This window comes from Achromobacter sp. F4_2707, assembly GCF_047501535.1.
In the GTDB taxonomy this organism is placed as follows: Bacteria; Pseudomonadota; Gammaproteobacteria; order Burkholderiales; family Burkholderiaceae_B; genus Yanghanlia.
The window spans coordinates 154,043-177,872 of the sequence record NZ_JAZDRJ010000008.1; the positions used below are offsets into that span (position 1 = coordinate 154,043).

27 protein-coding genes are annotated in these 23,830 nt (G+C 57.1%); 24 read left to right on the top strand and 3 right to left on the bottom strand.

From position 1 onward, the window contains the following. The first annotated feature begins 46 nt into the window (after window positions 1-46). From VRY85_RS09710 to VRY85_RS09760, 11 genes are all read left to right on the top strand, one after another. Entirely contained in the window at window positions 47-316 is a 270-nt protein-coding gene (locus tag VRY85_RS09710; RefSeq protein ID WP_414598387.1) for an HPr family phosphocarrier protein, read from the top strand. A gap of 113 nt (window positions 317-429) precedes the next feature. Further along, window positions 430-2,121, top strand: a complete 1,692-nt coding sequence (gene ptsP / locus VRY85_RS09715) for a phosphoenolpyruvate--protein phosphotransferase (protein WP_414598420.1) — start codon at window positions 430-432, stop codon at window positions 2,119-2,121. Between the two features lie 363 nt (window positions 2,122-2,484). Next, on the top strand, window positions 2,485-2,997 hold the full coding sequence (locus VRY85_RS09720; protein WP_414598388.1) for a hypothetical protein: 513 nt from the start codon (window positions 2,485-2,487) through the stop codon (window positions 2,995-2,997). An 83-nt stretch (window positions 2,998-3,080) separates the two neighbouring features. Then, entirely contained in the window at window positions 3,081-3,371 is a 291-nt protein-coding gene (locus tag VRY85_RS09725) for an accessory factor UbiK family protein (protein WP_414598389.1), read from the top strand. Window positions 3,372-3,483: 112 nt separating this feature from the next. Continuing rightward, on the top strand, window positions 3,484-5,007 hold the full coding sequence (locus tag VRY85_RS09730; RefSeq protein WP_414598390.1) for a YifB family Mg chelatase-like AAA ATPase: 1,524 nt from the start codon (window positions 3,484-3,486) through the stop codon (window positions 5,005-5,007). 205 nt (window positions 5,008-5,212) lie between these two features. After that, on the top strand, window positions 5,213-5,410 hold the full coding sequence (gene rpmI / locus VRY85_RS09735) for a 50S ribosomal protein L35 (RefSeq protein WP_414598391.1): 198 nt from the start codon (window positions 5,213-5,215) through the stop codon (window positions 5,408-5,410). Window positions 5,411-5,426: 16 nt separating this feature from the next. After that, window positions 5,427-5,786: a 50S ribosomal protein L20 gene (gene rplT, locus VRY85_RS09740; protein WP_414598392.1), complete on the top strand. Its 360-nt coding sequence runs from the start codon at window positions 5,427-5,429 to the stop codon at window positions 5,784-5,786. Between the two features lie 69 nt (window positions 5,787-5,855). Next, window positions 5,856-6,878: a phenylalanine--tRNA ligase subunit alpha gene (gene pheS, locus VRY85_RS09745; RefSeq protein WP_414598393.1), complete on the top strand. Its 1,023-nt coding sequence runs from the start codon at window positions 5,856-5,858 to the stop codon at window positions 6,876-6,878. A gap of 79 nt (window positions 6,879-6,957) precedes the next feature. Next, window positions 6,958-9,366, top strand: coding sequence for a phenylalanine--tRNA ligase subunit beta (gene pheT, locus VRY85_RS09750; RefSeq protein ID WP_414598394.1), 2,409 nt, complete (start codon window positions 6,958-6,960; stop codon window positions 9,364-9,366). A 23-nt stretch (window positions 9,367-9,389) separates the two neighbouring features. Then, window positions 9,390-9,707 (top strand): integration host factor subunit alpha, encoded by a 318-nt coding sequence (locus VRY85_RS09755; RefSeq protein ID WP_414598395.1) that lies wholly within the window; start codon window positions 9,390-9,392, stop codon window positions 9,705-9,707. Between the two features lie 38 nt (window positions 9,708-9,745). Then, window positions 9,746-10,177, top strand: a complete 432-nt coding sequence (locus tag VRY85_RS09760; RefSeq protein WP_414598396.1) for a MerR family transcriptional regulator — start codon at window positions 9,746-9,748, stop codon at window positions 10,175-10,177. A 101-nt stretch (window positions 10,178-10,278) separates the two neighbouring features. Here VRY85_RS09760 and VRY85_RS09765 read toward each other — a convergent pair whose 3' ends face one another. Continuing rightward, window positions 10,279-11,490, bottom strand: coding sequence for an anti-sigma factor domain-containing protein (locus VRY85_RS09765; protein ID WP_414598397.1), 1,212 nt, complete (start codon window positions 11,488-11,490; stop codon window positions 10,279-10,281). Next, window positions 11,487-11,981 carry a sigma factor gene (locus VRY85_RS09770; protein WP_414598398.1) on the bottom strand — a complete coding sequence of 165 codons (495 nt, stop codon included), beginning with the start codon at window positions 11,979-11,981 and terminating at the stop codon, window positions 11,487-11,489. The genes VRY85_RS09765 and VRY85_RS09770 overlap by 4 nt, the downstream gene beginning before the upstream one ends. 130 nt (window positions 11,982-12,111) lie before the next feature. Between VRY85_RS09770 and VRY85_RS09775 the strand changes: the two genes are divergently transcribed. The 11 genes from VRY85_RS09775 to VRY85_RS09825 all read left to right on the top strand — a co-directional run bounded on the left by VRY85_RS09775 (window position 12,112) and on the right by VRY85_RS09825 (window position 21,744). Further along, entirely contained in the window at window positions 12,112-12,612 is a 501-nt protein-coding gene (locus VRY85_RS09775) for an SUF system Fe-S cluster assembly regulator (protein ID WP_414598399.1), read from the top strand. Next, the gene (gene sufB / locus VRY85_RS09780; protein WP_414598400.1) at window positions 12,609-14,060 is read left to right on the top strand and encodes a Fe-S cluster assembly protein SufB; all 1,452 of its coding nucleotides are present in this window, start codon (window positions 12,609-12,611) and stop codon (window positions 14,058-14,060) included. The genes VRY85_RS09775 and sufB overlap by 4 nt, the downstream gene beginning before the upstream one ends. Window positions 14,061-14,075: 15 nt before the next feature. Beyond that, a complete protein-coding gene (gene sufC / locus VRY85_RS09785; protein WP_414598401.1) occupies window positions 14,076-14,843 on the top strand; it encodes a Fe-S cluster assembly ATPase SufC in 768 nt (255 codons plus the stop codon). Further along, window positions 14,840-16,150, top strand: a complete 1,311-nt coding sequence (gene sufD, locus VRY85_RS09790) for a Fe-S cluster assembly protein SufD (RefSeq protein ID WP_414598402.1) — start codon at window positions 14,840-14,842, stop codon at window positions 16,148-16,150. Before sufC ends, sufD begins: the two co-directional genes overlap by 4 nt. Continuing rightward, window positions 16,147-17,409, top strand: coding sequence for a cysteine desulfurase (locus VRY85_RS09795; RefSeq protein ID WP_414598403.1), 1,263 nt, complete (start codon window positions 16,147-16,149; stop codon window positions 17,407-17,409). Before sufD ends, VRY85_RS09795 begins: the two co-directional genes overlap by 4 nt. After that, window positions 17,406-17,855, top strand: coding sequence for a Fe-S cluster assembly sulfur transfer protein SufU (sufU, locus tag VRY85_RS09800; protein ID WP_414598404.1), 450 nt, complete (start codon window positions 17,406-17,408; stop codon window positions 17,853-17,855). Before VRY85_RS09795 ends, sufU begins: the two co-directional genes overlap by 4 nt. 6 nt (window positions 17,856-17,861) lie before the next feature. Beyond that, complete coding sequence (gene sufT / locus VRY85_RS09805; protein ID WP_414598405.1) at window positions 17,862-18,419, top strand: putative Fe-S cluster assembly protein SufT; 558 nt, start codon at window positions 17,862-17,864, stop codon at window positions 18,417-18,419. A 57-nt stretch (window positions 18,420-18,476) separates the two neighbouring features. Beyond that, on the top strand, window positions 18,477-18,908 hold the full coding sequence (locus tag VRY85_RS09810) for an OsmC family protein (RefSeq protein ID WP_414598406.1): 432 nt from the start codon (window positions 18,477-18,479) through the stop codon (window positions 18,906-18,908). Between the two features lie 148 nt (window positions 18,909-19,056). Continuing rightward, a complete protein-coding gene (locus tag VRY85_RS09815; protein ID WP_414598407.1) occupies window positions 19,057-20,610 on the top strand; it encodes an acetolactate synthase large subunit in 1,554 nt (517 codons plus the stop codon). A 100-nt stretch (window positions 20,611-20,710) separates the two neighbouring features. Further along, a complete protein-coding gene (gene nudC / locus VRY85_RS09820; RefSeq protein WP_414598421.1) occupies window positions 20,711-21,409 on the top strand; it encodes an NAD(+) diphosphatase in 699 nt (232 codons plus the stop codon). Window positions 21,410-21,534: 125 nt separating this feature from the next. Then, window positions 21,535-21,744 (top strand): cold-shock protein, encoded by a 210-nt coding sequence (locus tag VRY85_RS09825; RefSeq protein WP_414598408.1) that lies wholly within the window; start codon window positions 21,535-21,537, stop codon window positions 21,742-21,744. A 210-nt stretch (window positions 21,745-21,954) separates the two neighbouring features. Here the strand turns inward: VRY85_RS09825 and VRY85_RS09830 are convergent, their stop codons facing one another. Continuing rightward, window positions 21,955-22,410 carry a GNAT family N-acetyltransferase gene (locus VRY85_RS09830; RefSeq protein WP_414598409.1) on the bottom strand — a complete coding sequence of 152 codons (456 nt, stop codon included), beginning with the start codon at window positions 22,408-22,410 and terminating at the stop codon, window positions 21,955-21,957. Window positions 22,411-23,187: 777 nt separating this feature from the next. Here VRY85_RS09830 and VRY85_RS09835 point away from each other — a divergent pair. Together VRY85_RS09835 and VRY85_RS09840 are read left to right on the top strand one after the other, a co-directional pair. After that, the gene (locus tag VRY85_RS09835) at window positions 23,188-23,475 is read left to right on the top strand and encodes a CopG family ribbon-helix-helix protein (protein WP_414598410.1); all 288 of its coding nucleotides are present in this window, start codon (window positions 23,188-23,190) and stop codon (window positions 23,473-23,475) included. Beyond that, window positions 23,472-23,747 carry a type II toxin-antitoxin system RelE/ParE family toxin gene (locus VRY85_RS09840; RefSeq protein ID WP_414598411.1) on the top strand — a complete coding sequence of 92 codons (276 nt, stop codon included), beginning with the start codon at window positions 23,472-23,474 and terminating at the stop codon, window positions 23,745-23,747. The genes VRY85_RS09835 and VRY85_RS09840 overlap by 4 nt, the downstream gene beginning before the upstream one ends. The last annotated feature ends 83 nt before the right edge of the window (window positions 23,748-23,830 follow it).

Genomic DNA, 23,830 nt, shown 5'->3' on the forward strand with positions numbered 1-23,830 from the left:
TCCCAAGCTTTTCGCGCCGCCGCCGGACACAACGACAACGAGAAAAATGCCATCCATCGATATTGTCATCAGTAATAAGCTTGGTTTGCACGCACGCGCCGCAGCAAAGCTGACTCAGGTCGCCGGTCGTTTTAAATCTGAAGTCTATATTGCCCGGGGCAACCAACGGGTGAATGCTAAAAGCATCATGGGGGTCATGATGCTGGCAGCCGGTCTCGGTATTACTGTGACCGTGGATGCAGAAGGGCCGGATGAAAACGAAGCCCTGGAGGCGATTCAGTTGCTGTTTGAAAACAAGTTTGGCGAGCCCGAATGAATATGCCCTCAAATGTCAGCCTGCAGGGTGAGCCCAGCTCAGTTCCTCCAGAAAACCCTTTGACAAAGGAGTCCTGCGGCTATCGCTCTATGCTTTGCATGCAAGGGCAGGGCGTGGTGAAAGGGTATGCCATTGGGCGCGCGGCCATTATGGGCGCTGCTGCGCTGGAGGTTAACCACTACCGTATCCAGGACGATGATGTTGAGGCGGAATGTCAACGCTTGCAGCGGGCAATTGAGGTTGCGGCTCAGGAACTGCAGACTTTGATCGATACCCTGCCGGCTGACGCGCCGCTGGAAATGGGGCCACTTCTGGAAGTGCATCGCTTGCTGCTTGAAGACCCCATGTTGAGCCAACAAGCGGGAGAGTTCATCCGCGAGCGTCATTACAACGCCGAATGGGCGCTCACAACGCAGGGGCAGATCCTAGCCGAACAGTTTCTGGCAATGGAAGACGATTATCTGCGCGAGCGCGGCGCCGATATCCGGCAGGTGATTGAGCGTGTGTTGCGGGTGCTCTCGGGTTCCACCAGCCTGCTGACCAATCTTGAAAGCGTTAACGATTCCAATGATCCGCTGATTGTTGTGGCCCGCGATATTTCTCCCGGGGACATGCTGCGGCTCAGGGAAGGGCGGTTTGCCGCGTTTCTGACTGATCTGGGTGGGCCGACCTCGCATACCGCCATCGTGGCCCGCAGCATGAATGTGCCGGCAGTGGTGGCGTTGGGGCATCTGAGATCTCTGGTGCGCGACGGCGACATGCTTGTGGCCGATGGCTCCTCTGGTGTGGTGCTGGTCAATCCTTCACCCAAGGTGCTGGCTGAATATCGGGAACGCCAGGCGGACTATTTGCGTGAGCGTAAGGAGCTGGAATCCTTGCGCGATGCGCCGGCCGTGACGCTTGACGGCTTCAATATCAAGCTGGAAGCGAATATTGAGCTGCCGGAAGAGGCGCAGATGGCGCTGGACGCCGGGGCTGAAGGCATCGGGCTTTTTCGCAGTGAATTCCTGTTTATGGGGCGGCCCGATCTGCCCACTGAGGAAGAGCAATATCTGGCGTATGCGGCAGTGGTAAAGACCATGGCGGGTAAGCCTGTCACCATTCGCACGTTGGACATCGGATCGGACAAAACCCTGGATGGCGACGCGACCGTAGCGACTAATCCGGCATTAGGCTTGCGCGCGATTCGTTACTGCCTGGCCAAGCCGGAGCTGTTTGCGACTCAACTGCGGGCGCTGCTCAGGGCGACCGTGCATGGGCATGTGCGAATTCTCATTCCCATGATTTCCCATATGCACGAGGTGCGGGCTGCATTGCAAGCCATTGAGGCGGCGGGCCGTGAACTCAATGCGCGAGGTGTGCCGTACACGCGTAATTATTCGGTAGGGGCCATGGTGGAGATCCCGGCCATGGCGATCGCTATCGAACCTTTTGTCGAAGCGTTGGATTTCCTGTCCATCGGTACGAATGACCTCATCCAATACACTTTGGCGATTGACCGGGGTGATGCAGATGTCTCATCACTCTATGACCCCATGCATCCTGCGGTGCTGCGCTTGATCGCCCACACCATCAATGCGGGCGAGCGGGCCGGGAAACCTGTCGCTGTGTGTGGGGAGATGGCCGGTGATGCTCGTGTGACACGCATGCTGTTGGGCCTGGGGCTGAAAGAGTTTTCCATGCACCCCCAGCAATTGCTTGATGTCAAAAAAGAAATTCGCCAAGCGCACTCCAATGCGCTGCGGGTCAAAGTGGCGGCTGCATTGAATCGTGCGCAGCGCATTGATTTAAGTGATCTTTCCTGACGGAGAGTGTGCGGCGGTACTTCAAAGCGGCAAGAATACCTTGCCGCTTTTTCTTTTATGACGCACTGTTGTTTTTTTCTCGGAAAATGTAACAGAACTGACGTGAGTCCCTTATTTTGTGTCTGGCCAGCCTTAATCTGGGAACAGGGCAAGGGTTTACCCGAAGCTTATTTGTCTGGGCTGGGGTAGCAAAGAACGCCGCATCGGTGCAAAAAGCATAGAAATATTGATTTACATAATGCGCCCGCTGTGCATGAAAGCGTCGATAGAATCCAAATAAGGCTGGTTTGTAACAACCGCCTGAATTCATTCTTCGCCGTTGCGCAGTGTCGCGCCTTAGGCGATAAAAGTAGAGAGGAAGTTATGGAAATACGACGCACCCCCTTCGCACTTGCCATCACGGCGGCACTATCGCTTGGCATGCTTGCTGCTTGCTCGGATGAATCGGATCAGGCTGCGGATGCGCCGGTAGAACAAGTGACCCCGGCGCCTAGCACTGCTCCTATGGAGAGCACACCTTCAGCGCCGGTCGTACCCGCTCCCAGTACGACTCCTCCTGCTGAGTCTTCTGGTACTACGCCGGAGGCAGCTGACCCCCTGAATCCCGTTCCTGAGGCGTCCCAGTCGTCAACTGAGCCGACCCTATCGGAGAAATTATCTGCGTCAGGTGAGCAATTGAAGGAGTCTGCAGCTGAAACCGCCGATGCAGCAGGAGAGAAGGCGCGTGAGTTGCGTGATGCGACGAGCGAGCGCATGGCCGAGATGGGGCAGGCGATTCGTGACGGTGCAGCACGTGCGGATGCGGCCATTCAGGAATCCATCGGAGAAGGCGGCGGCACCGCCACCAGCAACGTCAGCGAGTCGCCCGGCAGCTAAGACGGTCTGGACTAAATCAGAGGGAAACGGGCGCGATGCGCCCGTTTTTCTATACACTAACGCAATCAGCATAGGAGAAACTCATGATCAACCGAAACGAATGGGTTGAAGACTTTCAGAAGAACCTCTCAGATTTGATTGCGCGCAGTCCCGCTGCGGATATCGAGCGCAATATGAAGGCGTTGATGGCCCAGACGTTCTCACGCCTGGATCTTGTCACCCGCGAAGAGTTCGACATTCAGGCCCAGCTTCTGCAAAAGGCATTACAACGTATCACCGCGCTTGAGTCGCGTCTTGATCAACTGGAAGGGCGGCGGCCTGCCGAAGGTGCAATGCCCGCGGCCGATGCCGGCGCCCCCCGCGATTCCATATAGAACGGTAGCGGGCACTACGTAAATTTCCCAACGGATATTATCCGGCCCGGCGACTTTGGCTGAGTCGGTTGCGAGGCATACTGACAATCCCGTCATTTGGGAGTGTCATGCTATGTCTCTGGCCATACTTGCTAGTCGAGCGCTCTACGGTTTCCAAACTCAGCCCGTGCGGGTGGAAGTCCATGTCGGGCCGGGCTTGCCCGCCTTCTTGCTGGTTGGTTTGCCGGATGCCGGGGTGCGCGAGAGCCGTGAACGCGTGCGTTCGGCCTTACTGTCGTGCGGGTATGAGTTCCCTGCTGGGCGCATTACCGTCAATTTGGCTCCCGCCGATCTTCCCAAGGATTCCGGTCGTTATGATTTGGCCATTGCTTTAGGAATATTGCTGGCTTCGGGGCAGATTGCGTCAGTTGCTCGCAAAAATACCGAAGTTCTGGAAATTACCGACCGTGTTTTTGTCGGTGAGCTTTCCCTGACGGGTAAGTTGCGCACTATAAAGGGGGTGTTGGCCATTGCCATGGCCGTGGCGCGGGAATCCCCAGGCGTGAACTTGGTCATGCCTTCATCCTGTGCGGCGGTGGCCGCACAGGTGCCCGGCCTCGTTGTGCACGCGGCGGACTCTCTGCTCGAAGTGGTTGAAGAGCTCAGTGGTCGTGGCGCCATGCGGCAAGCGCAGCCCGCTCCGCCCGTTTCGACAGTAGCCGTGCAGCCTTGTCTGTCTGATGTGCATGGGCAAGAAGCAGGCCGCCGTGCGCTGGAAATCGCAGCTTGTGGCGGGCATAGCATGTTAATGTGCGGGCCGCCTGGTGTGGGTAAAAGCATGCTGGCCCAGCGCCTGCCCGGCTTATTGCCGCCGCTGTCCCCTTTACAAAGCTTGGAAGTTGCGGCCTTGCAGGGGCTGATCGGGCAAGATGCCGCTCCAGTAGCTTGCCCGCCGTTCAGGGCGCCGCACCACACGGCCTCCGCGCCCGCAATGATTGGTGGCGGCGGCTGGCCGCGTCCCGGTGAAGTCAGTCTGGCGCACCACGGTGTGTTGTTTCTGGATGAAATTCCAGAGTTTCTCCGGACTGTATTGGAATCGCTGCGTGAACCACTTGAAGCGGGAGTGGTCAGCATCGCCAGGGCTCGTCTGAGTTGCACATTTCCGGCGCGCTTTCAGCTTATTGCGGCCATGAACCCTTGCCCTTGCGGCTGGGCCGGGCATCCGCGCAAAACGTGTTTCTGTCCTCCTTCCCGAGTAGAAGCCTACAGGCGGCGCTTGTCGGGCCCGCTGATGGATCGTATTGATTTGCACGTGGGGTTGAGCGCACCACAAGGAGACTGGCTGGCCATGGCGGCGGGAGAGAGTTCTGCGGCGGTGCGCCAGCGGGTGTTGGAATGCCGGCAAAGGCAGCAGCACCGGCAGGGCTGCATCAATGCGCAGCTTGAAGGCGCTATGCTGCGCGAGCATATCAAGCTTGATGACAAAGGTTCGGCGTTGTTGCGCAATGCCGGCGAACGCTGGGCGTGGTCGCCAAGGGTAATGCATCGCCTGTTGCGGATCGCGCGTACGCTTGCCGATATGGCCGGTTCCGACGCTGTCAGTGTGGCTCATGTGGCCGAAGCGCTGCAGTTCAGGCCAGCTTGGGATATCCATTGAAAGCGGTTAGACATACCCGGCTAAATCATCATATAATCAAGAGCTTCGCTTAGCGGCGAAGAATGGTTCTACCTGTATGGAAATAACTATGCAGGCGGTAACTAAAAAGTAAGTAGTAACTAACTAACAAGCAGATGACAGGTTCTGGAAGAGTAATCAGTTTGGTTTGATTGCCACCTGCGTATGCAGCTAATAGAGTTTTATTATGCCCAAGATGAAAACCAAGAAAAGCGCTTCCAAGCGCTTTAAGGTTCGCGGTAGCGGCTCCATCAAGCGGGGTCAGGCGTTCAAGCGCCACATCCTCACCAAGAAAACGACGAAGAACAAGCGTCAACTGCGCGGTACCACCGCAGTTCACGACGCCGACGTCGCGTCTGTCAAGGCAATGATGCCTTTCGCTTGATTAACGGAGATCACATATGCCACGCGTAAAACGCGGCGTCACCGCCAACGCACGCCACAAAAAGGTTCTCAAGGCAGCCAAGGGCTACCGCGGTCGTCGCGGTAACGTCTTCCGGGTTGCCAAACAGGCGGTCATGAAGGCAGGCCAGTACGCCTACCGCGACCGTCGCAATAAGAAGCGCACATTCCGCGCACTCTGGATCACTCGTATCAACGCGGCCTGCCGCGAGCAAGGCGTAACTTACAGCGCTTTCATCGCCGGCACCAAGAAGGCCCAGATCGAGCTCGACCGCAAGGTTCTTGCCGACATGGCTGTCAATGACAAGGCAGGCTTTGCCGCCGTGGTCCAGCAGGCCAAGGCGGCTCTGGCTTCCTAATCAGCCGAGCTATTTTGATCCGCGAAACGGGGCCCTTTGGTGCCCCGTTCGCATTTGGAAAGACACAAAATGACTACCCAGGCCGATGATCTGATCGTTCAAGCGAAACTGGAATTCGCGCAAGCCCATGATGCGGCAGCGCTGGAGAATGCAAAAGCCAAATTTTTGGGCAAGCATGGCGCACTGACTGCCCTGCTCAAGGGCCTGGGCGCCCTAGACCCGGAACGCAAGCGAGAAGAGGGCTCACGCATTAACCAGCTTAAGCAGCAGGTTGAAAGCTTGCTCAGCGACCGTCGTGCAGAATTGCGGCAGGCAGAGCTCGACCGCCGCCTGGCTGCGGAAACCATCGATGTCACCTTGCCTGGGCGTGGTCGCGGATTTGGCGGCATTCACCCCGTTATCCAGGCTTGGCAGCGCGTAGAGGCCATCTTCCGCTCTATTGGTTTCGATGTGGCCGACGGCCCCGAAATCGAAAATGATTGGACCAACTTCACGGCGCTGAATAACCCCGAAAACCATCCGGCGCGTTCCATGCAGGACACCTTCTATGTGGACATGAAGGATGATCAAGGCCTGCCGCTGTTGCTGCGCACGCATACCAGCCCCATGCAGGTGCGCTATGCCCGCATGCATAAGCCGCCTATTAAAGTGATTGCGCCAGGGCGCACCTATCGGGTGGATAGCGATGCCACGCATTCGCCCATGTTCCATCAGGTCGAAGGCCTATGGATTGCAGAAGACATTTCCTTCGCCGATCTTAAAGGCGTGTACACCGACTTCCTGCGGGCCTTTTTTGAAACGGACGATCTCTCCGTGCGTTTCCGGCCGTCGTTCTTTCCCTTTACGGAACCCTCAGCCGAAATCGACATGATGTTCACATCTGGGCCCAACCAAGGCCGTTGGCTGGAAATTTCCGGCTCCGGCCAGGTGCACCCTCAAGTTGTGCGTAATTACGGCCTCGACCCTGAACGCTATATCGGTTTTGCCTTTGGTTCGGGTCTTGAGCGCCTGGCCATGTTGCGCTACGGCGTGAACGATCTGCGCCAGTTTTTTGAAGGTGATCTGCGCTTCCTGCGTCAGTTCAACCGCTAAGGGCTCATCCCCCCTGGCAGCAAAAACAGCACGCGCCGCGTCCCTATTTATCTGACCGCCTGAGTCATCCGAGAACATCATGCTAATTCCAGAATCCTGGCTTCGTACTTACGTTAATCCTGACCTCGATACCGAGGAGCTTTCCCATCGTCTGACGATGGCGGGGCTGGAAGTCGAAGAAACCGAGAGTGTGGCGCCTGCATTTTCCGGCGTCGTGGTGGCCCATATAACCGACGTACAACCGCACCCCAACGCCGACCGCCTGCGTGTTTGCCAAGTGGATGATGGCAGTGGCACACCGCTGCAAATTGTGTGCGGTGCGCCGAACGCGGCTACCGGACTGAAAGTGCCTCTGGCACGTGTGGGCGCTCAGTTGCCGGGTGGCATGAAGATCGGCCCGGTCAAGATGCGCGGCGTCGAGTCCTCGGGCATGTTGTGTTCGGCCCGTGAGCTGGGGCTGTCGCAAGATCATGGCGGCCTGCTGGAGCTGTCTGCCGATGCCCCCATTGGCGAGGACATCCGCCAGCATCTGGATCTGGACGACACAATTTTCACCTTGAAGCTCACGCCTAATCGTGCAGATTGTCTGTCGATTCGCGGTGTGGCCCGTGAAGTGGCTGCGCTGACCGGCGCGCCGCTCAAGCTGCCGGAGTTCGAGCCGGTTCAACCGACCATCGACGACACACTTCCCATCAAGGTTGAAGCGCCTGATCTCTGCGGCCGTTTTGCAGGTCGGGTGATACGGGGCGTAAACGCTCGCGCAGCAACGCCCGAATGGATGAAGAAACAGCTGGAACGCGCCGGGCAGCGCTCAATTTCTGCTTTGGTGGATATTTCCAACTACGTCATGCTGGAGCTGGGGCGCCCCACTCATGTGTTCGACATTCGTCGTATACAAGGCGGGCTGACGGTGCGTTGGGCGCGCGAAGGCGAAAAGCTTGAATTATTGAGCGGGCAGGTTGTGGACCTGCAGCCCGATGTTGGCGTGATCGCTGCCGGTGACACCGTGGAAAGCATGGCGGGCATCATGGGCGGCGAGGCCACTTCGGTGACGCTGGAAACTACAGACATCTATCTTGAGGGCGCTTTCTGGTGGCCGGAAGCCATTATGGGCAAGGCACGGCGCTACAGGTTCAGCTCTGAGGCCAGCCACCGCTTCGAGCGCGGGGTAGACTTCGAGCACGTTACCGAAGACCTCGAATACATGACGCGGTTGATCGTGGATATCTGCGGCGGCCAAGTGGGCCCGATGGACGACCAAGTGATTGCTTTGCCGGAACGTGAGCCCGTGAGCATGCGTCTGGAGCGCTGCCGTAAAGTGCTGGGTCTGCCGCTGGAGCGCGCTCAGGTGGAGGATATCTTCAAGAGCTTGAACCTGGAGTTCACCGTCGAGAACGACGTTTTCGTCGTGACCCCTCCCAGCTATCGTTTTGATATTGTTATTGAAGAAGACTTGATCGAGGAAGTCGCCCGTGTATACGGTTTTGAACGCATCCCCGATCTGCCGCCAAAGGCTCGTGCGCAGATTCGCGTGGATTCCGAAACTTTGCATGGCCCGCATGAGCTGCGGGCGCGCATGGCCGCTCTGGATTACCAGGAAGTCATTAACTTCTCTTTTGTGGAAGAAGAATGGGAGCGCGATTACTGTGGTGAAACCAACCCCATCCGTTTGCTGAACCCCATCGCCAGCCAACTAGCGGTGATGCGCACCAGCCTGATTGGCGGTTTGGTGGCCAATATTGCGCACAATATGCGCCACCGCCAAAGCCGGGTGCGTGTTTTTGAGCTGGGCAGGGTGTTCATGCGTGCGCCCAATGTGCGGGATGGAGATCTCACCGTTGCAGGGGTCGAACAACCCAATCGCCTGGGTGCGGCCGCCTGGGGGCCGGCGTTGGAAGAGCAATGGGGGGCTGCAGCGCGTCCCGTCGATTTCTACGATGTCAAAGCCGATCTGCAGGCCCTGCTTGGCCAGCAGGCTGCTGCGCTCCAATACATTCCCGATGTTCATCCTGCACTGCATCCGGGCCGCAGCGCCCGGCTTGAGTTGAACGGAAAAACCGTGGGCTGGCTGGGCGAATTGCACCCGCGTTGGGTGCAAAAGGCAGAAATCGGCCAGGCGCCGGTTGTGTTTGAAATCGACGTTGATGCGATTTCCACCGGTACCATGCCCGAATTGAAGAAGCTTTCGCGTCAGCCGGTTGTGATCCGCGACCTTGCAGTATGGGTTAACGCTAGCGTTTCGTATCAGGAATTGTTGAAAACGCTTACCCGGGCGATTGCGTCTGATGCTAACCTAAGCGTAGTGCAAGATATTCAATTATTTGACGTCTGGCGCGATAAGTCCGCTGAAAATGACGAAAAGAGTCTTGCTTTCCGTTTCTGGTTGCAAAATCCTCAGGCCACCCTCGATGACGCCACCGTTGACGAGTGCATGGCGGTATTGTTGCGAGCCCTTGAAACACAACATGGCGCACGCCAGCGTGCTTAAGCCAGGTAGAAGGAATGTTGCCCATGACTGTAGAGCGCACACTGACCAAGGCTGAACTGGCTGAACTGCTGTTCGAGCGAGTGGGGCTGAACAAGCGTGAGGCCAAGGACATCGTTGAAGCCTTTTTCGAGGAAATCCGCGAAGCGCTGGCGCGGGGGACGGAAGTCAAGCTGTCCGGTTTCGGAAATTTCCAAGTGCGCGACAAGCCCCCCCGGCCTGGCCGCAACCCCAAAACCGGTGAAGTCATTCCCATTGAGGCGCGCCGCGTGGTAACGTTCCATGCCAGTCAGAAACTTAAAAGCGCAGTCGAGCAGGCCGGCCGTCCGGCCTCGAAAGCCTGACGTCGGCGCGCTTCCTATAAGTGATCCAAAATCCGTCCATGAGTACGAGCGAAACATCTGTCAACCTGCCCCCCATTCCCGCCAAACGCTATTTCACCATTGGTGAAGTCAGCGAGCTGTGCTGCGTCAAGCCGCATGTGCTGCGCTATTGGGAGCAGGAATTCACGCAGCTCAAGCCGCTCAAGCGGCGGGGGAACCGTCGCTACTATCAGCATCATGAAGTGTTGCTGATTCGTCGTATCCGGCATTTGCTGTATGAAGAAGGCTTCACAATCAGTGGAGCGCGTAACCGCTTGGGCGATGCTGCAGATCGCGCAGCTTACGATCCTGAAGCGGCTGTGCGACTAAGCGCCGCAGAACTCCAAGCGCTGCGCGCCGATCTCACCAGCGTGCGTGATGCGCTGGCAGCGGCTGTGGAGCAGGCAGGCGGCCATGGCGAGCCGGAAAACGGCCTTCAACTCACGCCTTGATTCCGTCTGCTGCCTGATACTGATTATTCCGCTTTAACAAATCGGCCCCTTTTCTAAGTGCTAGTAAAGGGGCCGATTTGCGTAGGCGCTGCAATCCTCGATTAGGGGCTGACCATGCCGCTGGCGGGCGAGGTGCTTTGCGCATTATTCGTGGCGGGTGTGCCGGCTGCGCTCTCAGCACCAAATGTAGTGATCTGGCCAATAAAGAGTATGGGGCCATTGGGTTCCCCCTTGGCGGCATCGTCATTGCTTTCCAAGGTGATTTCCAAGAGCTGGTCGTCCGCCAGAGCGCCCAGCAGGCTGGCCGGGACTTGCACGGGTACGTTGGGGTCGATGCGGCCTAATAAGCGGGGCTCGGGAATTTGTTTGCTGCGAGTCCAAAGCAGTGTCTGGCTGCCTGAGGGCACCTCAGTATGCACCAGGGGCTGCATCATTAAGCCGCCGTCAGCGTCTAGAGTCGCCGTCCAGCCTGGTGTACTGCTGCTGTCGGGTGCTTGCAGAATGGCTGCGCGGGTGGGCGCCACCTTGACGATCTGAACCGGTGGTGGCGGAGGCTCACCGGGCAGCATAAAACCCAAAACTGCGGCGCCCGTTGCACAGACGCTAACTAAGCGCCAGAACCATAGCTTGCGTAGCAACTTGCGCTGTTCGCTGTCAGCCGTGTGGGGATCAGCATGCTCGGGCCGAGGCTTTTCTGAAGGGTTGCCGGTCTGCTGAGCGGCAACAGGCATTCTCACGGCGGGCTTGCTAGTCGGTGCGGGCGATGCAGCAGGCTTGGGCGTAGCGGCGATGGAAGCCGGACCCGCGTTGCCCGCCTCGGGAGTATTAGTGGGCGGCGGGCCAGCTTCTGCAATGGGGGCTTTTTGCGCGTCTGTATGCAGGTTGAGCAGGGTTTCGGCCTGGCTACCGACATACAGTGAGGCGGCCCCAGTAGACGATTTTTCAGTATTTTGCGCCACGCGTTCTGGAGGCGTTGGCGTACTTTCTGAAACTGAAACGGCTGCGCCGGGCTCTCGAGAAGGTTGACGCAGTAATTGAGGCGGCGCCGGTGGTTGAGGAGCAGGCGGCGGGCCGATCTTCAAAGTGGCCTGCAGCCGTTCGCGCAGGCTTGCGCTAGGCTGCTCTCTGGGCAGTGCGTCGACCAAGGAGAGTAACTCGGCCTCCCAGGCTAAGGCTTGCGCCAGCGCCTGATCATCCCGACTCAACAGTACATGGACTTGCGCACGCTCATGAGGTTCGAGCAAGCCGCACACATATTCGGCAACATCCAGGTTAAGTGCGCCTCGGAAGGGTTCGAGTGGGGAGTGCCTCATGCGGAGTGCTCCCCCAGCGCCTGACGGACTTTTTGCCTGAGCAGAATGGGATCTTGTCGCATCCACACCGACAAGCGCGGGTAATCGGCGCCATGCAGGTAGGCATGAGCGACGGCTTCGTATGCGAGCGGGTCAGTGTTGTTGGCAAGCGGGGCCAGATGGCCTCTTATCGCCGAAGCGGGGGGCAGGGCGGGGGCCGAAAGGGGCGCCACTGCGCTGTTGCGCATACGGTAACTGTTGGCCACGTGACGCAATACATTGTATATCCATGGCCGGGCAGGGCCCATGACGGCATCGTACTGGTCGGCATTGCGCCACAGCAAAACGAAGATGTCGTGCAACAGGTTCTCGGCGTCGGCTGCGGGTACCAGGCGGCGGCACAACGCCAGCATATGAGGGGCTTCGTAGTCGTATAAGCGATGGAATGCAGATTCATCGCCGCGTGCGCAGGCGTTCAGGGCAGCGGCGTGATCAAACGGGGCAGCTTCCATTACTTCTCCGGTCAACGCCCGGCGTTCGGGCAAAACCCATATTGTATGAGCAGTCGACCAAGAAAATTTTGCGCATATAGGACCAAAATGGTACTATATTCTTTCATGCAAATAAGGAGTGCAGGCAGCAATGCTGCGTGTTAGTAAAATCATTGATTACGGCACCCTGGTTCTGACCCACATGGCGGCAGACCCAGAAAGGGTATTCAGCGCGGCTGATTTGGCTGCCACGCTGGGCCTGGGGCAGCCTGTCGTAAGCAAGGTGCTCAAGACCCTTACACAGCGTGAAATTGTTAAAAGCACACGCGGAGCACGTGGCGGCTATGCGCTTAGCAAAGCCCCCGAAGCCATCAGCATTGCCGACATTATAGACGCCCTTGACGAACAACCTTTTGGCCTGACGGAATGTACAGCCACGCCTGGGTCGTGCAGTGTCGAGGCTGATTGCAATATCCGCAGCAACTGGCAGCGTATAAACGCCATCGTTCGGAAAACGCTTGAGCAGGTTTCCATTGCCGACATGGTCACGCCCGCCGCCACAATTGAATTCATACCTGGCCAACCTTCTTCTTCGAGACTGGCGTCACCCGTTCCGGCGGCCAGCCCTTCGACATGGAGTTTCTCTGAATGAGCAGTAGCGCAACCGATCAACTCGACTCCTTTCTGGATAGGGAGTACACGGCGGGTTTCATTACTGAAATCGAGTCCGTCACCTTTCCCAAAGGCCTGTCCGAAGATACCATACGCCAACTTTCGGCCATCAAGAACGAACCCGATTTTCTTCTGGAATGGCGCTTGGCCGCCTATCGAAAATGGCTGGAAATGACACCGCCCGAGTGGGCTCACGTCGATTTTCCGCCTATTGATTTCCAAGACCTGCGCTATTATTCGGCACCCAAAAGCAAGGCTGACGGCCCCAAAAGCCTGGATGAAGTCGACCCCGAGCTTTTGCGCACCTATGAAAAGCTGGGCGTGCCCTTGCACGAGCGCGCGCGTTTGGCCGGTGTGGCGGTCGATGCCGTGTTTGACTCGGTGTCTGTCGCGACGACCTTCCGCAAACAATTGGAAGAGGTCGGCGTTATTTTTTGCCCCTTTTCGGAAGCCGTTCAGAAGTACCCTGAACTCATTAAAGAATACTTGGGCACCGTCGTGCCGCCCGGAGACAACTTCTACGCCGCGCTGAACTCGGCCGTGTTTTCCGATGGTTCTTTCGTGTATATCCCCAAGGGCGTGCGATGTCCGATGGAGTTGTCCACGTATTTCCGTATCAACGCTGCGGAGACCGGGCAATTTGAACGTACCCTCATCATCGCTGCCGAAGGCTCTTACGTCAGCTACTTGGAAGGCTGTACGGCGCCAATGCGTGACGAAAACCAATTGCACGCGGCCGTGGTCGAAATCGTGGCGCTTGAAGATGCCAAGGTGAAATACTCCACAGTGCAGAACTGGTATCCCGGAGATAAGGACGGGGTGGGTGGTATTTATAACTTTGTCACCAAGCGCGGCGAATGTCGTGGTGATCGTTCCCATATCTCTTGGACTCAGGTTGAAACCGGTTCCGCCATTACCTGGAAATACCCCAGTGTGGTCTTGCGTGGCGACGATTCCACCGGCGAGTTTTATTCGGTCGCCCTCAGTAACCACCGCCAGCAGGCCGATACCGGCACCAAGATGATCCACATCGGGCGTAACACTCGCAGCACCATCATTTCCAAGGGGATCTCGGCGGGGCGCGGCAGTAACGCCTATCGTGGCTTGGTGCGCATGACGCCTAAGGCCGAAAATGCACGTAACTTCACCCAGTGTGATTCTCTCTTGATCGGCAAAAAGTGCGCGGCACATACCTTCCCGGTCATGGAGGTTCAGAACCCCACCGCCAAGGTCGAGCACGAGGCCACCGCTTCGCGTATCGCAGAAGATCAACTGTTTTATGCCATGCAGCGTGGCCTGACGGCGGAAGATGCCGTGTCAATGATTGTCAACGGCTTTTGTAAAGAAGTATTCAAGGAACTTCCCATGGAGTTCGCGGTTGAAGCGCAGAATCTGCTGGGCGTCAGCCTTGAAGGCAGCGTCGGTTAACAAGGAAATATGATTATGTTGAATATCAAAGATTTGCACGCTTCCGTTGAAGGCAAGCGTATTCTGAATGGCCTGTCGCTGCAGGTGAATGCTGGGGAAGTTCACGCCATCATGGGCCCTAACGGTTCGGGCAAAAGCACGCTTTCTCAAGTTCTCGCGGGTCGCGAAGATTACGAGGTAGAAAGCGGCGAAGTTGAATACATGGGCCAGAACCTCCTGGAAATGGCGATTGAAGAGCGCGCCCGTGCCGGTGTTTTCCTAGCGTTCCAATACCCCATTGAGATCCCCGGTGTGTCGAACGCCTATTTCTTGCGGGCATCGGTCAACGCCGTGCGTCGTCACCAGGGGCTGGAAGAGCTCGACGCCATGGATTTCCTCAAGCGCGTCAAGGAAGAAATGAAAACCGTCGGCATGAAGGAAGAATTCCTCTACCGTTCGGTGAATGAAGGTTTTTCCGGTGGTGAGAAGAAGCGCAACGAAGTGCTGCAGATGTCGCTGCTAGAGCCAAAATTGGCGATTCTGGATGAAACCGATTCCGGTCTCGATATCGACGCACTGCGGGTGGTGGCTGACGGCGTTAATCGCATGCGTTCGCCTGATCGCGCTCTCATTGTCATCACCCACTATCAGCGCTTGCTGGATTACATCGTTCCGGATTACGTGCACGTGTTGTCGGGCGGCCGCATTGTGCGCTCGGGTGGTAGCGAGCTCGCCCACGAACTCGAAAAGAAAGGCTATGGCTGGGTCAAGGAACTGGAAGCCGAGCAGGGAGCGCGGGCATGAGTTCAGTGCAGTCTTGGGTGGCTGACTTTTCGGCCCGGCGCCAGCAGCTTTTGGGCGCCGACCATTCATGGTTGGCAGTCATGCGCCAGCGTGCGATCGACCGCTTTGCGGCGGAAGGCTGGCCGACACCGAAACAGGAAGACTGGCGCCACACGTCTCTGGCCCTGCTTGAGCAGGCCAATTTCAGCACACAGGCGGAATCGCAGGATGTCTCCGCGCAGGTGCACGCGCTCAAAGCAGGTGAGCAAGCTCACTGGCTGGTGTTTGTGGACGGGCGCTATCAGCCTTCGCTTAGCGAAGTTGGCGCTTTGCCGGCCGGTGCGCAAGTGGGCACCCTGGCCGATGCGCTGGCCCGTGACGCCGATCTCGTGCAACAGGCCTTTGGTAGCGAAACCGACGGCAATAGCACTGCAGCGCTTAACGTAGCATTGGCTGAAGACGGCGCATTCGTACACCTGAGCCGGGGCGTGGCGCTCGAACAACCCGTGCATGTGGTGTTTGTCGCAAGCGGCGAGGGCGCCGCTGTGTTTCCGCGGAATGTGTACATCGCCGAGGCCGGTTCGCATGGTCGCGTGGTCGAGCATTACGTGGGGCGTGACGGCAACGTCACACTCACCAATACGGTGACGCGTGTGCAAGTTGCGGCGGATGCCAACTTGAGTCATGTACGTTTGCAGCAAGAAGCACCGCAGGCTTTTCATCTGGCAGACGTGCATGTTGAACAGGAAGGCAAGTCGTATTTCGCCTCGCACTCCATTTCGCTTGGTGCGCGTATCGCGCGTCACGATATCGCCACCCGCTTCGATGGCGAGCGGGCTGAAAGCCTGTTGAATGGTGTTTACTTCGCTAACGGCCAGCGCCATGTTGATCACCACACCCTGATTGGCCATGCGCAGCCTAATTGCGTAAGCAACGAGCATTATCGTGGCATTTTGGCTGATCGAGGCCGCGGCGTATTTCGTGGGCGTATTCTGGTAGCCCCAGGCGCTGATGGCACCGACGCCATCCAGCGTAACGACAGCTTGCTGCTATCCAAACTGGCACGTACCGACTCCCGCCCCGAGCTTGAAATTTACGCGGAAGATGTACGTTGCACACATGGCGCAACAGTAGGGCAATTGAGTGAGGACAGCCTGTTCTACCTCATGGCCCGTGGTCTGGACGAAACACATGCCCGCAATGTGCTGATCTACGCCTTTGTATTGGAAGGGCTGGCCCGCATTGAATCCGAGCCTGTACGCAACCGGGCAAGCAAAGCAGTCAGGGCGTTGATGCCAGGCGCCGATATTCTCGAGGAGCTTGCATGAACGCACCCGCGCAAGGGAAGGAAACCTCGGCCGGCATCGCCGCTTATGCCGCCGATTTCCCGATATTGGCGCGACCAGTGAATGGCCGGCGCCTGGTGTATCTCGATAACGGGGCAACGACTCAGAAGCCGCAGGCTGTCATTGATGCCGAAGCGCGTTTTTATAGCGAATCCAATGCCAATATCCATCGGGGCGTGCATTGGTTGTCGCAGCACAGCACAGACCTCTACGATCAAGGCCGCGAAAGGGTACGAGGTTTTCTAAACGCCGCGCAAGTCGAGGAAATCGTCTTTACGCGCGGTACGACTGAAGCCATTAACCTGGTGGCAGCAAGCTGGGGGCGCCCTAACCTCAAGGCGGGTGACGAAATCCTGCTAAGCGGGATGGAGCACCACGCCAACATCGTGCCCTGGCAGATGGTGGCCGAGCAAACCGGCGCCATCATTAAGGTCGTGCCAGTCACGGACAACGGCGAGCTCGACATGGAAGCCTTCAGCCGCCTGTTGAACCAGCGCACCCGCTTTGTGGGTGTTTGTCATGTTTCCAACGCCTTGGGCACCATTAACCCAGTAGCCGACATTATTCGCCAGGCTCACGAAGTGGGTGCGGTGGTGTTGGTGGATGGCGCCCAGGCCGTGGCGCACCAAGCTGTCGATGTGCAGGCGTTGGGCTGCGATTTTTACGTGTTTTCCGGCCATAAGCTGTATGGCCCCACGGGTATCGGCGCCTTGTATGGGCGTAAAGCCTTGCTCGACGCCATGCCGCCCTGGCAGGGTGGCGGTGACATGATTCACACCGTTAGTTTCGAGCGTTCGACTTTCGCTGAGACGCCGCAAAAGTTTGAGGCCGGGACACCCAATATCGCAGGCGTTGTCGCCCTGGATGCCGCCATTGTCTATGTACAGAGCATTGGTTTGGAGCGCATCGCTGCTCATGAAGACAGGCTATTGCAGTACGCGAATGAGGCACTGGCGCAAATACCCGGCCTTCGTTTTATTGGACAGGCACGTGAACGCGCCGGCATTGTGTCTTTCGTGATGGATGATATTCATCCGCATGATTTAGGCACTATTCTCGACATGGAGGGCGTGGCGATCCGCGCCGGCCACCATTGCGCCATGCCGTTGATGACGCGCTTCGGCCTGCCGGGAACGGCGCGGGCCTCGTTTGCGCTTTACAACAGCACTGACGATGTCGACGCATTGGTGGCAGGCCTGCAAAAAGCCCGCCGTTTGTTTGGAATGGAGCAGGACGCATGAGCGGATTCGGCGATTTACGAGAGCTTTACCAAGAAGTGATCTTTGATCACAACCGCAAGCCGCGCAATTTTCATGCGCTCGATCCGTGTACTCACCAAGCCGATGGTCATAACCCATTGTGCGGCGACCAGCTTACGGTTTATGCCCGTGTTGCAGGTGATGTGGTCGAGGATGTCAGCTTTATCGGCCACGGTTGCGCCATTTCAAAAGCATCGGCGTCGCTGATGACCGAAGCGGTCAAAGGCATGAAGATAGACGATGTTGAAAGCCTGTTTCGCGACATGCACGCCATGCTGACCGAATCGCATCCTGACCGCGATCTGGGCAAGCTTGAAGTGCTGTCCGGCGTGCGAGAATTTCCCGCCCGCGTCAAGTGCGCCACCCTGGCCTGGCACACTTTGCATAATGCTATTACCCAGGCCAGTGAAACCGCAAAGACCGAGTAGCGCATCATGATGTATTTGAAGAGCGAAGAAATCGAGGTTCTGCGAGATTGCCCGGCGACCACCATACCTTATGGCTCGCCAGTCACGATCGAGAAGGGCTGTGTTGCCGTGATTACCCAGAACTTGGGTAGTAGCGTCACGGTTATGGTACAGGGCAACCTTTACCGGGTTGAAGGGCAAGATGTAGACGCCCTTGGCCTGGAAGTTCAGGAAGAAGAGCGTCACATTCCCGAAGGGCCGGTCACACAGGAATTTATTGAGAAAACGGCGTGGGAAGTCATGAAGACTTGCTTCGACCCGGAAATTCCTGTGGATATCGTTAATCTCGGCCTGGTCTACGGGTGTGACGTCATTCCCCTGGGAGACGAAACGTTCCGCGTGGAAGTGCGCATGACTCTGACCGCACCGGGTTGTGGCATGGGCACAATTATTGCTGAAGAAGCACGCAGCAAGATTCTGAACATTCATGGCGTGGAAGAAGTCGTGGTCGATCTCGTTTGGGATCCGCCATGGAGCCGGGAAATGATGAGCGAGTCGGCGCGGCTGCAATTAGGCATGCTCTGACCGCATCCGGCGGGCCCGCACGGGCCCGACTGTCCACGCCTTTCAACAGGAGTGGACATGACAACGAAAAAAGGCTCAGCCATTTGGGAAGGCAGTTTCAAAGAGGGCAGTGGCAGCATCTCTACAGAATCTGGAGCGTTGAAAAAAGCGTCTTACGGCGTGTCGGCACGATTCGAAAACGAGCCCGGCAGCAACCCCGAAGAGCTCATTGCCGCGGCCCACGCCTCGTGCTTTTCCATGGCTTTATCCCTCATGCTGGGTGATGCGGGGTTTGAACCTGCCAGTATCGAAACCGAAGCGGCAGTCAAACTAGAAAAGGTGGGCGATGGCTTTGCCATCACCTCCAGCCACCTGTCCGTGTATGCTCGCGTGCCGGGAATCGAGCAGGAAAAATTCGTCGAAGTGGCGAGCCAGGCTAAAGCAGGGTGCCCGGTTTCCAAAGTACTGAATACCAAAATCACGATGGACGCCACGCTTTTGGCCGAATAAGACTATCTGTTTGGCTATATGGGCGGCTTGCCGGATGGAGTTTCTTTCTGCTGAGGGCCCTGAATTACGTGCGCGGCTGGTCATGAATGCGAGAAATGAAGTACAAGTGATGTTTCATTAACTGTCTTGTTTCTCTGAGGTACTGGTTTTGAACGGCGCCGATAGTCTTTGCGATACCCTGCTTGCTCATGATATTGATGTGTGTTTTGCCAACCCTGGCACATCTGAAATGCATTTTGTCGCGGCGCTCGACAAAAAGCCGCAGATGCGCTGTGTGCTGGGAGTGTTCGAGGGCGTCGTAACAGGCGCGGCCGACGGCTATGCACGCATTGCCGATAAGCCCGCAGCCACTTTGCTGCATTTGGGCCCAGGCATGGCCAACGGCTTGGCCAACATGCATAACGCGCGACGCGCCAAAACCCCCATGATTAACGTGGTGGGCGACCATGCCGTCTATCACTTGCCTAACGATGCGCCGCTGACCAGCGATATCGAGAGCTTGGCAAGGCCCATGTCGAATTTTGTGCGGCGCATTCGCAATGCGGCGGATGTTTCGCGTGCTACGGTGGAAGCCATTGAGGCTGCTCAGCAAGGGGAAGGTGGTGTATCCACGCTTATCCTGCCTGCCGACTCCGCCTGGAGCCCGGCGCCGGACATCCTTCATAAAGCGGCTGAGCCAATTCGCACCGAGGTTTCGGAAAGTGCACTGAAGCGCGTGACCGAAGCCTTGCGTAATGGCAGGCGTACGGTCTTGCTAGTAGGGGGGAAAGGGCTGCGGGGTGCCGCGCTCGAACACGCCAGCCGGGTCGCCCAGCATACCGGCGCGCGCTTGCTGGCGCCAGGTTCCAATGCCCGTATTGAACGTGGCCAAGGGCGTGTAAAAATCGAACGCATACCATTTAATGTCGACTTGGCCGTGCAGATGCTGGCCGGCACGGAACAGCTCATACTGGTGGGTGCCGAAGCACCAGTGGCATTCTTCGCCTATCCAGGGAAACCCGGCACGTTCGCGCCGGAAGGCTGCGAAATCCTCAGCCTGACCAGGCCGTCCGACGACCTTTACAAAGCCCTCGAGGCACTGGCTGAGTCGGTTGGCGCCAAAGCAGTCGCTCCTGTCATCGCCCAGCCATCCGATCGTCTGGAAGCGCCATCTGATTCAACCGCCTTCAATGCCGACAGCATCATGCGAGCCATTGCCGCCTTGCTGCCGGAGAACGCCATACTTTGCGATGAATCTGTAAGCTCCGGCCGCATGACGTTCGACCTGATGGCGGGTTCTGAGCGCCACGATTACCTGCAGATTACCGGCGGTGCCATTGGCTCAGGTATTCCCATGGCGACCGGGGCAGCTGTCGCCCGCCCTGACAGCAAAGTTGTTCTGATGCAAGCCGATGGCAGCGGCATGTTCACCATGCAGGCATTGTGGACGCAGGCACGTGAGCAACTCAATGTGGTTAACATCATTTTTGCCAATCGCAGCTACGCCATTCTGCACAACGAACTCAAGCAAGTTGGGGCAGGGCAGGCCGGTCATAATGCTCGCCGCATGCTCGACCTCGACGAGCCGGCCTTCGATTGGGTGCATATGGCCAAGGCGTGCGGGGTGGAAGGGGTGCGTGCCACAGACACAGCCAGTTTTCTTGATGCGCTACGTACCGCGATTCAGCACAAAGGGCCTTTCCTGATCGAAGCAGTTATCTAAGCATTCCGGAGCACAGTAAGTGAATTTCATATTCAAAGGCAATGAGCTCCTGCTGTGTGACAGCAGCATGACGTTTCCGGGGATGCACGAATGCGGGGCCATGGGGCTAGCGGCGGATATGTTGCAACCAGTGTGGCTGACGCCGGAATGCGAGCATTACTGCACGCACGTCGCGCCCGACACCGAAGCGCCTGCAGGCTTTACTTTCCACAAGCTGCGGGCCGTTTTGGGGCACATGGGGGAATATGGGGCGCTGGCCAACCGCGCGTTCCAAGTGTCGGAATGGGTGCGCACACATCGCTATTGCGGCGTGTGCGCCACGCCTATGCGCAAGTCAGAAAAAGAGCTGTGTTTCCATTGCCCAGCATGCGGTTTTTCCGCCTATCCGCGCGTTTCCCCTGCGATGATGGTGCTGATCAAGCGGGGCGATGAAATCCTGCTGGCCCGCCACTCAGAATACGCCACGGCACGCTATACCGCGTTGGCCGGTTTTGTTGAGGCGGGGGAAAACATTGAAGAAGCCATCCACCGTGAAGTGCTGGAAGAGGTCGGTTTGCATGTGAAAGACCTGCGCTACTTCGGCAGCCAATCATGGCCCTTCCCACATTCGCTGATGATCGCCTACACAGCAGAATACGACGGCGGTGAGCTGTGCATTCAGGAAGACGAGTTGGCTGATGCCCAATGGTTTGGCCCCGGAGACTTCCTGCCGCCCATCCCCACCACGGAATCCATCGCGGGGCGTTTGATCAGGGCGAATCTGCCGGGCGGCCCAGGGCCGTATGACTGGGGCGGCTGATTGAATGCCGCAAGCAAAGTCGAGCCACTTCATAAATGTATTATTTTGTAACCAGTCTGGTTTTATAAGGCACAAAGCCCCATAGTGTCTGTGGGGATATACTTCCCTTCTACTTAGGACTTAAATTGAAAACAGAAACAGGTATCGTGAAGTGGTTCAACAATGACAAAGGATTCGGCTTTATCATGCCCGAATCCGGTGGCAAGGACCTCTTTGCACATTACAGCGAAATCCAAGGCTCCGGCCATAAAAGCTTAGAAGAAAACCAGCGGGTTTCGTTCACGACGACGCAAGGGCAAAAAGGCCCGCAAGCGTCGAACATTCAAGTCATTTGATCGTACCGCCCGCCTGAAATGGCGGGTAGTTAGAACGGTCAGATAAGGTCGGGCCCTTTGGAAACAGAGGGCCCGGTTTTTTTTGCCTGTTGCGTTGGCGAAGTGAACGACGCGTGTTAGCGAGATTTGGCTTAGGATAGCGTCATGGCGCGGGTAGATGGACACGACGGTCGCATGGTGCTGCATTGCCGATGAGCGTGTCCAGCGTCTTCACAAGAGCAGCTTCATCCCTTCATGGCTGGCAGTGAAGCCCAGCGCCTCGTAGAACCTAAGCGCATCGTGTCGTTGCTTATCACTCGTAAGTTGTACGAGCCCGCAGCCAGCATCTCTGGCTATGGCAATGGCATGCGCTAACAGAGCCTGCCCGATTTTTTTTCCACGATGCTCATTTCTTACCCGAACGCTCTCAATCTGCGCGCGCAGCATGCCCCCGCGCGACAAGCCGGGAATGAGCGTGAGTTGCAGCATGCCAACCACTTCAGAAGCAAGCACAGCCACGATGATGGTATTCCCCGCTTGAGCCTGAATTTGCTTGAATGCGGCCTCATAGGCACGGAGATGTTGTGCGCCATCGCGGGAGGCCCCGATGGGGTCATCGGATAACAGGGTGGCAAGCTCCGGGAGGTCTGCGGTTTCCGCTTCGCGGAAGGTGAGGTTGGTTGTCATATGAACCCCTTGATAAAAATGTGCGCTCTGCATGAGGGCGTATTCCGGCGATTCGTTCAGTTTTTTTGACCTTGATTCTAGGCGCAGTACAAGGGCAGGGTGTGAATGAACTCTGAATGAACTCGAATCCCACGTACGCGTGTCGGTCGAACCTGGAATAACGTTTGATGGCAGTTTAGTGATCAGGGGTTGTGAAAGCCCGGTGGGATAAGGGTTTGCGAGATCTATCCGCAGGTTATTCACAGGGCTATTCACGGTTCGTGTTGATAAGTGACTGCCGTCTTGTGCAGTGAAAAATCGGTGTGATTAACCGTGTCTAGTGACTGCCCGTCTCCATTTGTGGGGTGGAGCGAGTATTAACCCTAGCCCTAGACGCAAAAAAGCCCGCACGGTGGCGGGCATTTTTGCGCTTTGCGGAGCGACAGCCATATTGCGGAGCGGCTAACTCGTCGGTGTTTCGTTTGAAACCCGCATGAATACTGGTGCCCCCCCGTGAGTCGAACACGGCACCAACGGATTATGAGTTTGCCGCTGACGAGCTATGCCTAGCAAAATCAAGCGTATACGAGCGTAATCAAAATAAGTGTAAAGTACTTGTGCGTCAGTAGTTTAGCGCAATTTGACGCAAGAGGGCAGACTTGATGTGTGTACCGCTGGTGTACCTCTGGCACAGCTGATTTCGGTACAGCGGTGCCCAGTATTCGGTATCAATCTCGTGGAGGCAGTTTGTGCGGCGTGCTACAATGCACATTACTTGTAACACATAAGGGTGATGCCATGAGCGATGCCACTTTTACTTTTCGAGTCGATGAAAGTCTGAAGGTGGAGTTTGCCAATGCCGCCAAAGCCCATGATCGTACCGGCGCCCAGCTGCTGCGCGACTTTATGCGCAGTTATGTGGCGCAGCAGGAGGAAACGCAGCAATACGACGCTTGGTTAGCGAAGAAGGTCGAGCAGTCGCAGGCGTCTGCGGAGGCAGGTAACCTGATTCCCGCGTCTGATGTCGAAGCCCGCTTTGCCGCCCGCCGCGCAGCGACTCGCGCCCGTATGGCTGCCCCTGAATGATGGAGCTACTCTGGACGCCAGAAGCCGTCAGGGATCGCGAAGACATTTACGACTACATTGAGGAAGACAATCCTCATGCTGCCCTGGCGCTTGATGATCTGATAGCAGAAAAAACAGCAGTGCTTCAGGATTTCCCGAGAATGGGCCGGGCCGGGAGGGTGTCGGACACCTTTGAGCTGATCGTTCACAGTAGCTATATGATCGTGTATGACATCGTGGAAACGCAGGCGGTGTTTGTCAACAATGATGTCCGTTTTCTTCATGCCGCGTGATTCAATTCTTGAGGCGCTGCGGCATGTTCCTTCGGCGGGTTTAACCACACCTCGCGAACCGGGTTCCAGTCACGCGTGTGGCG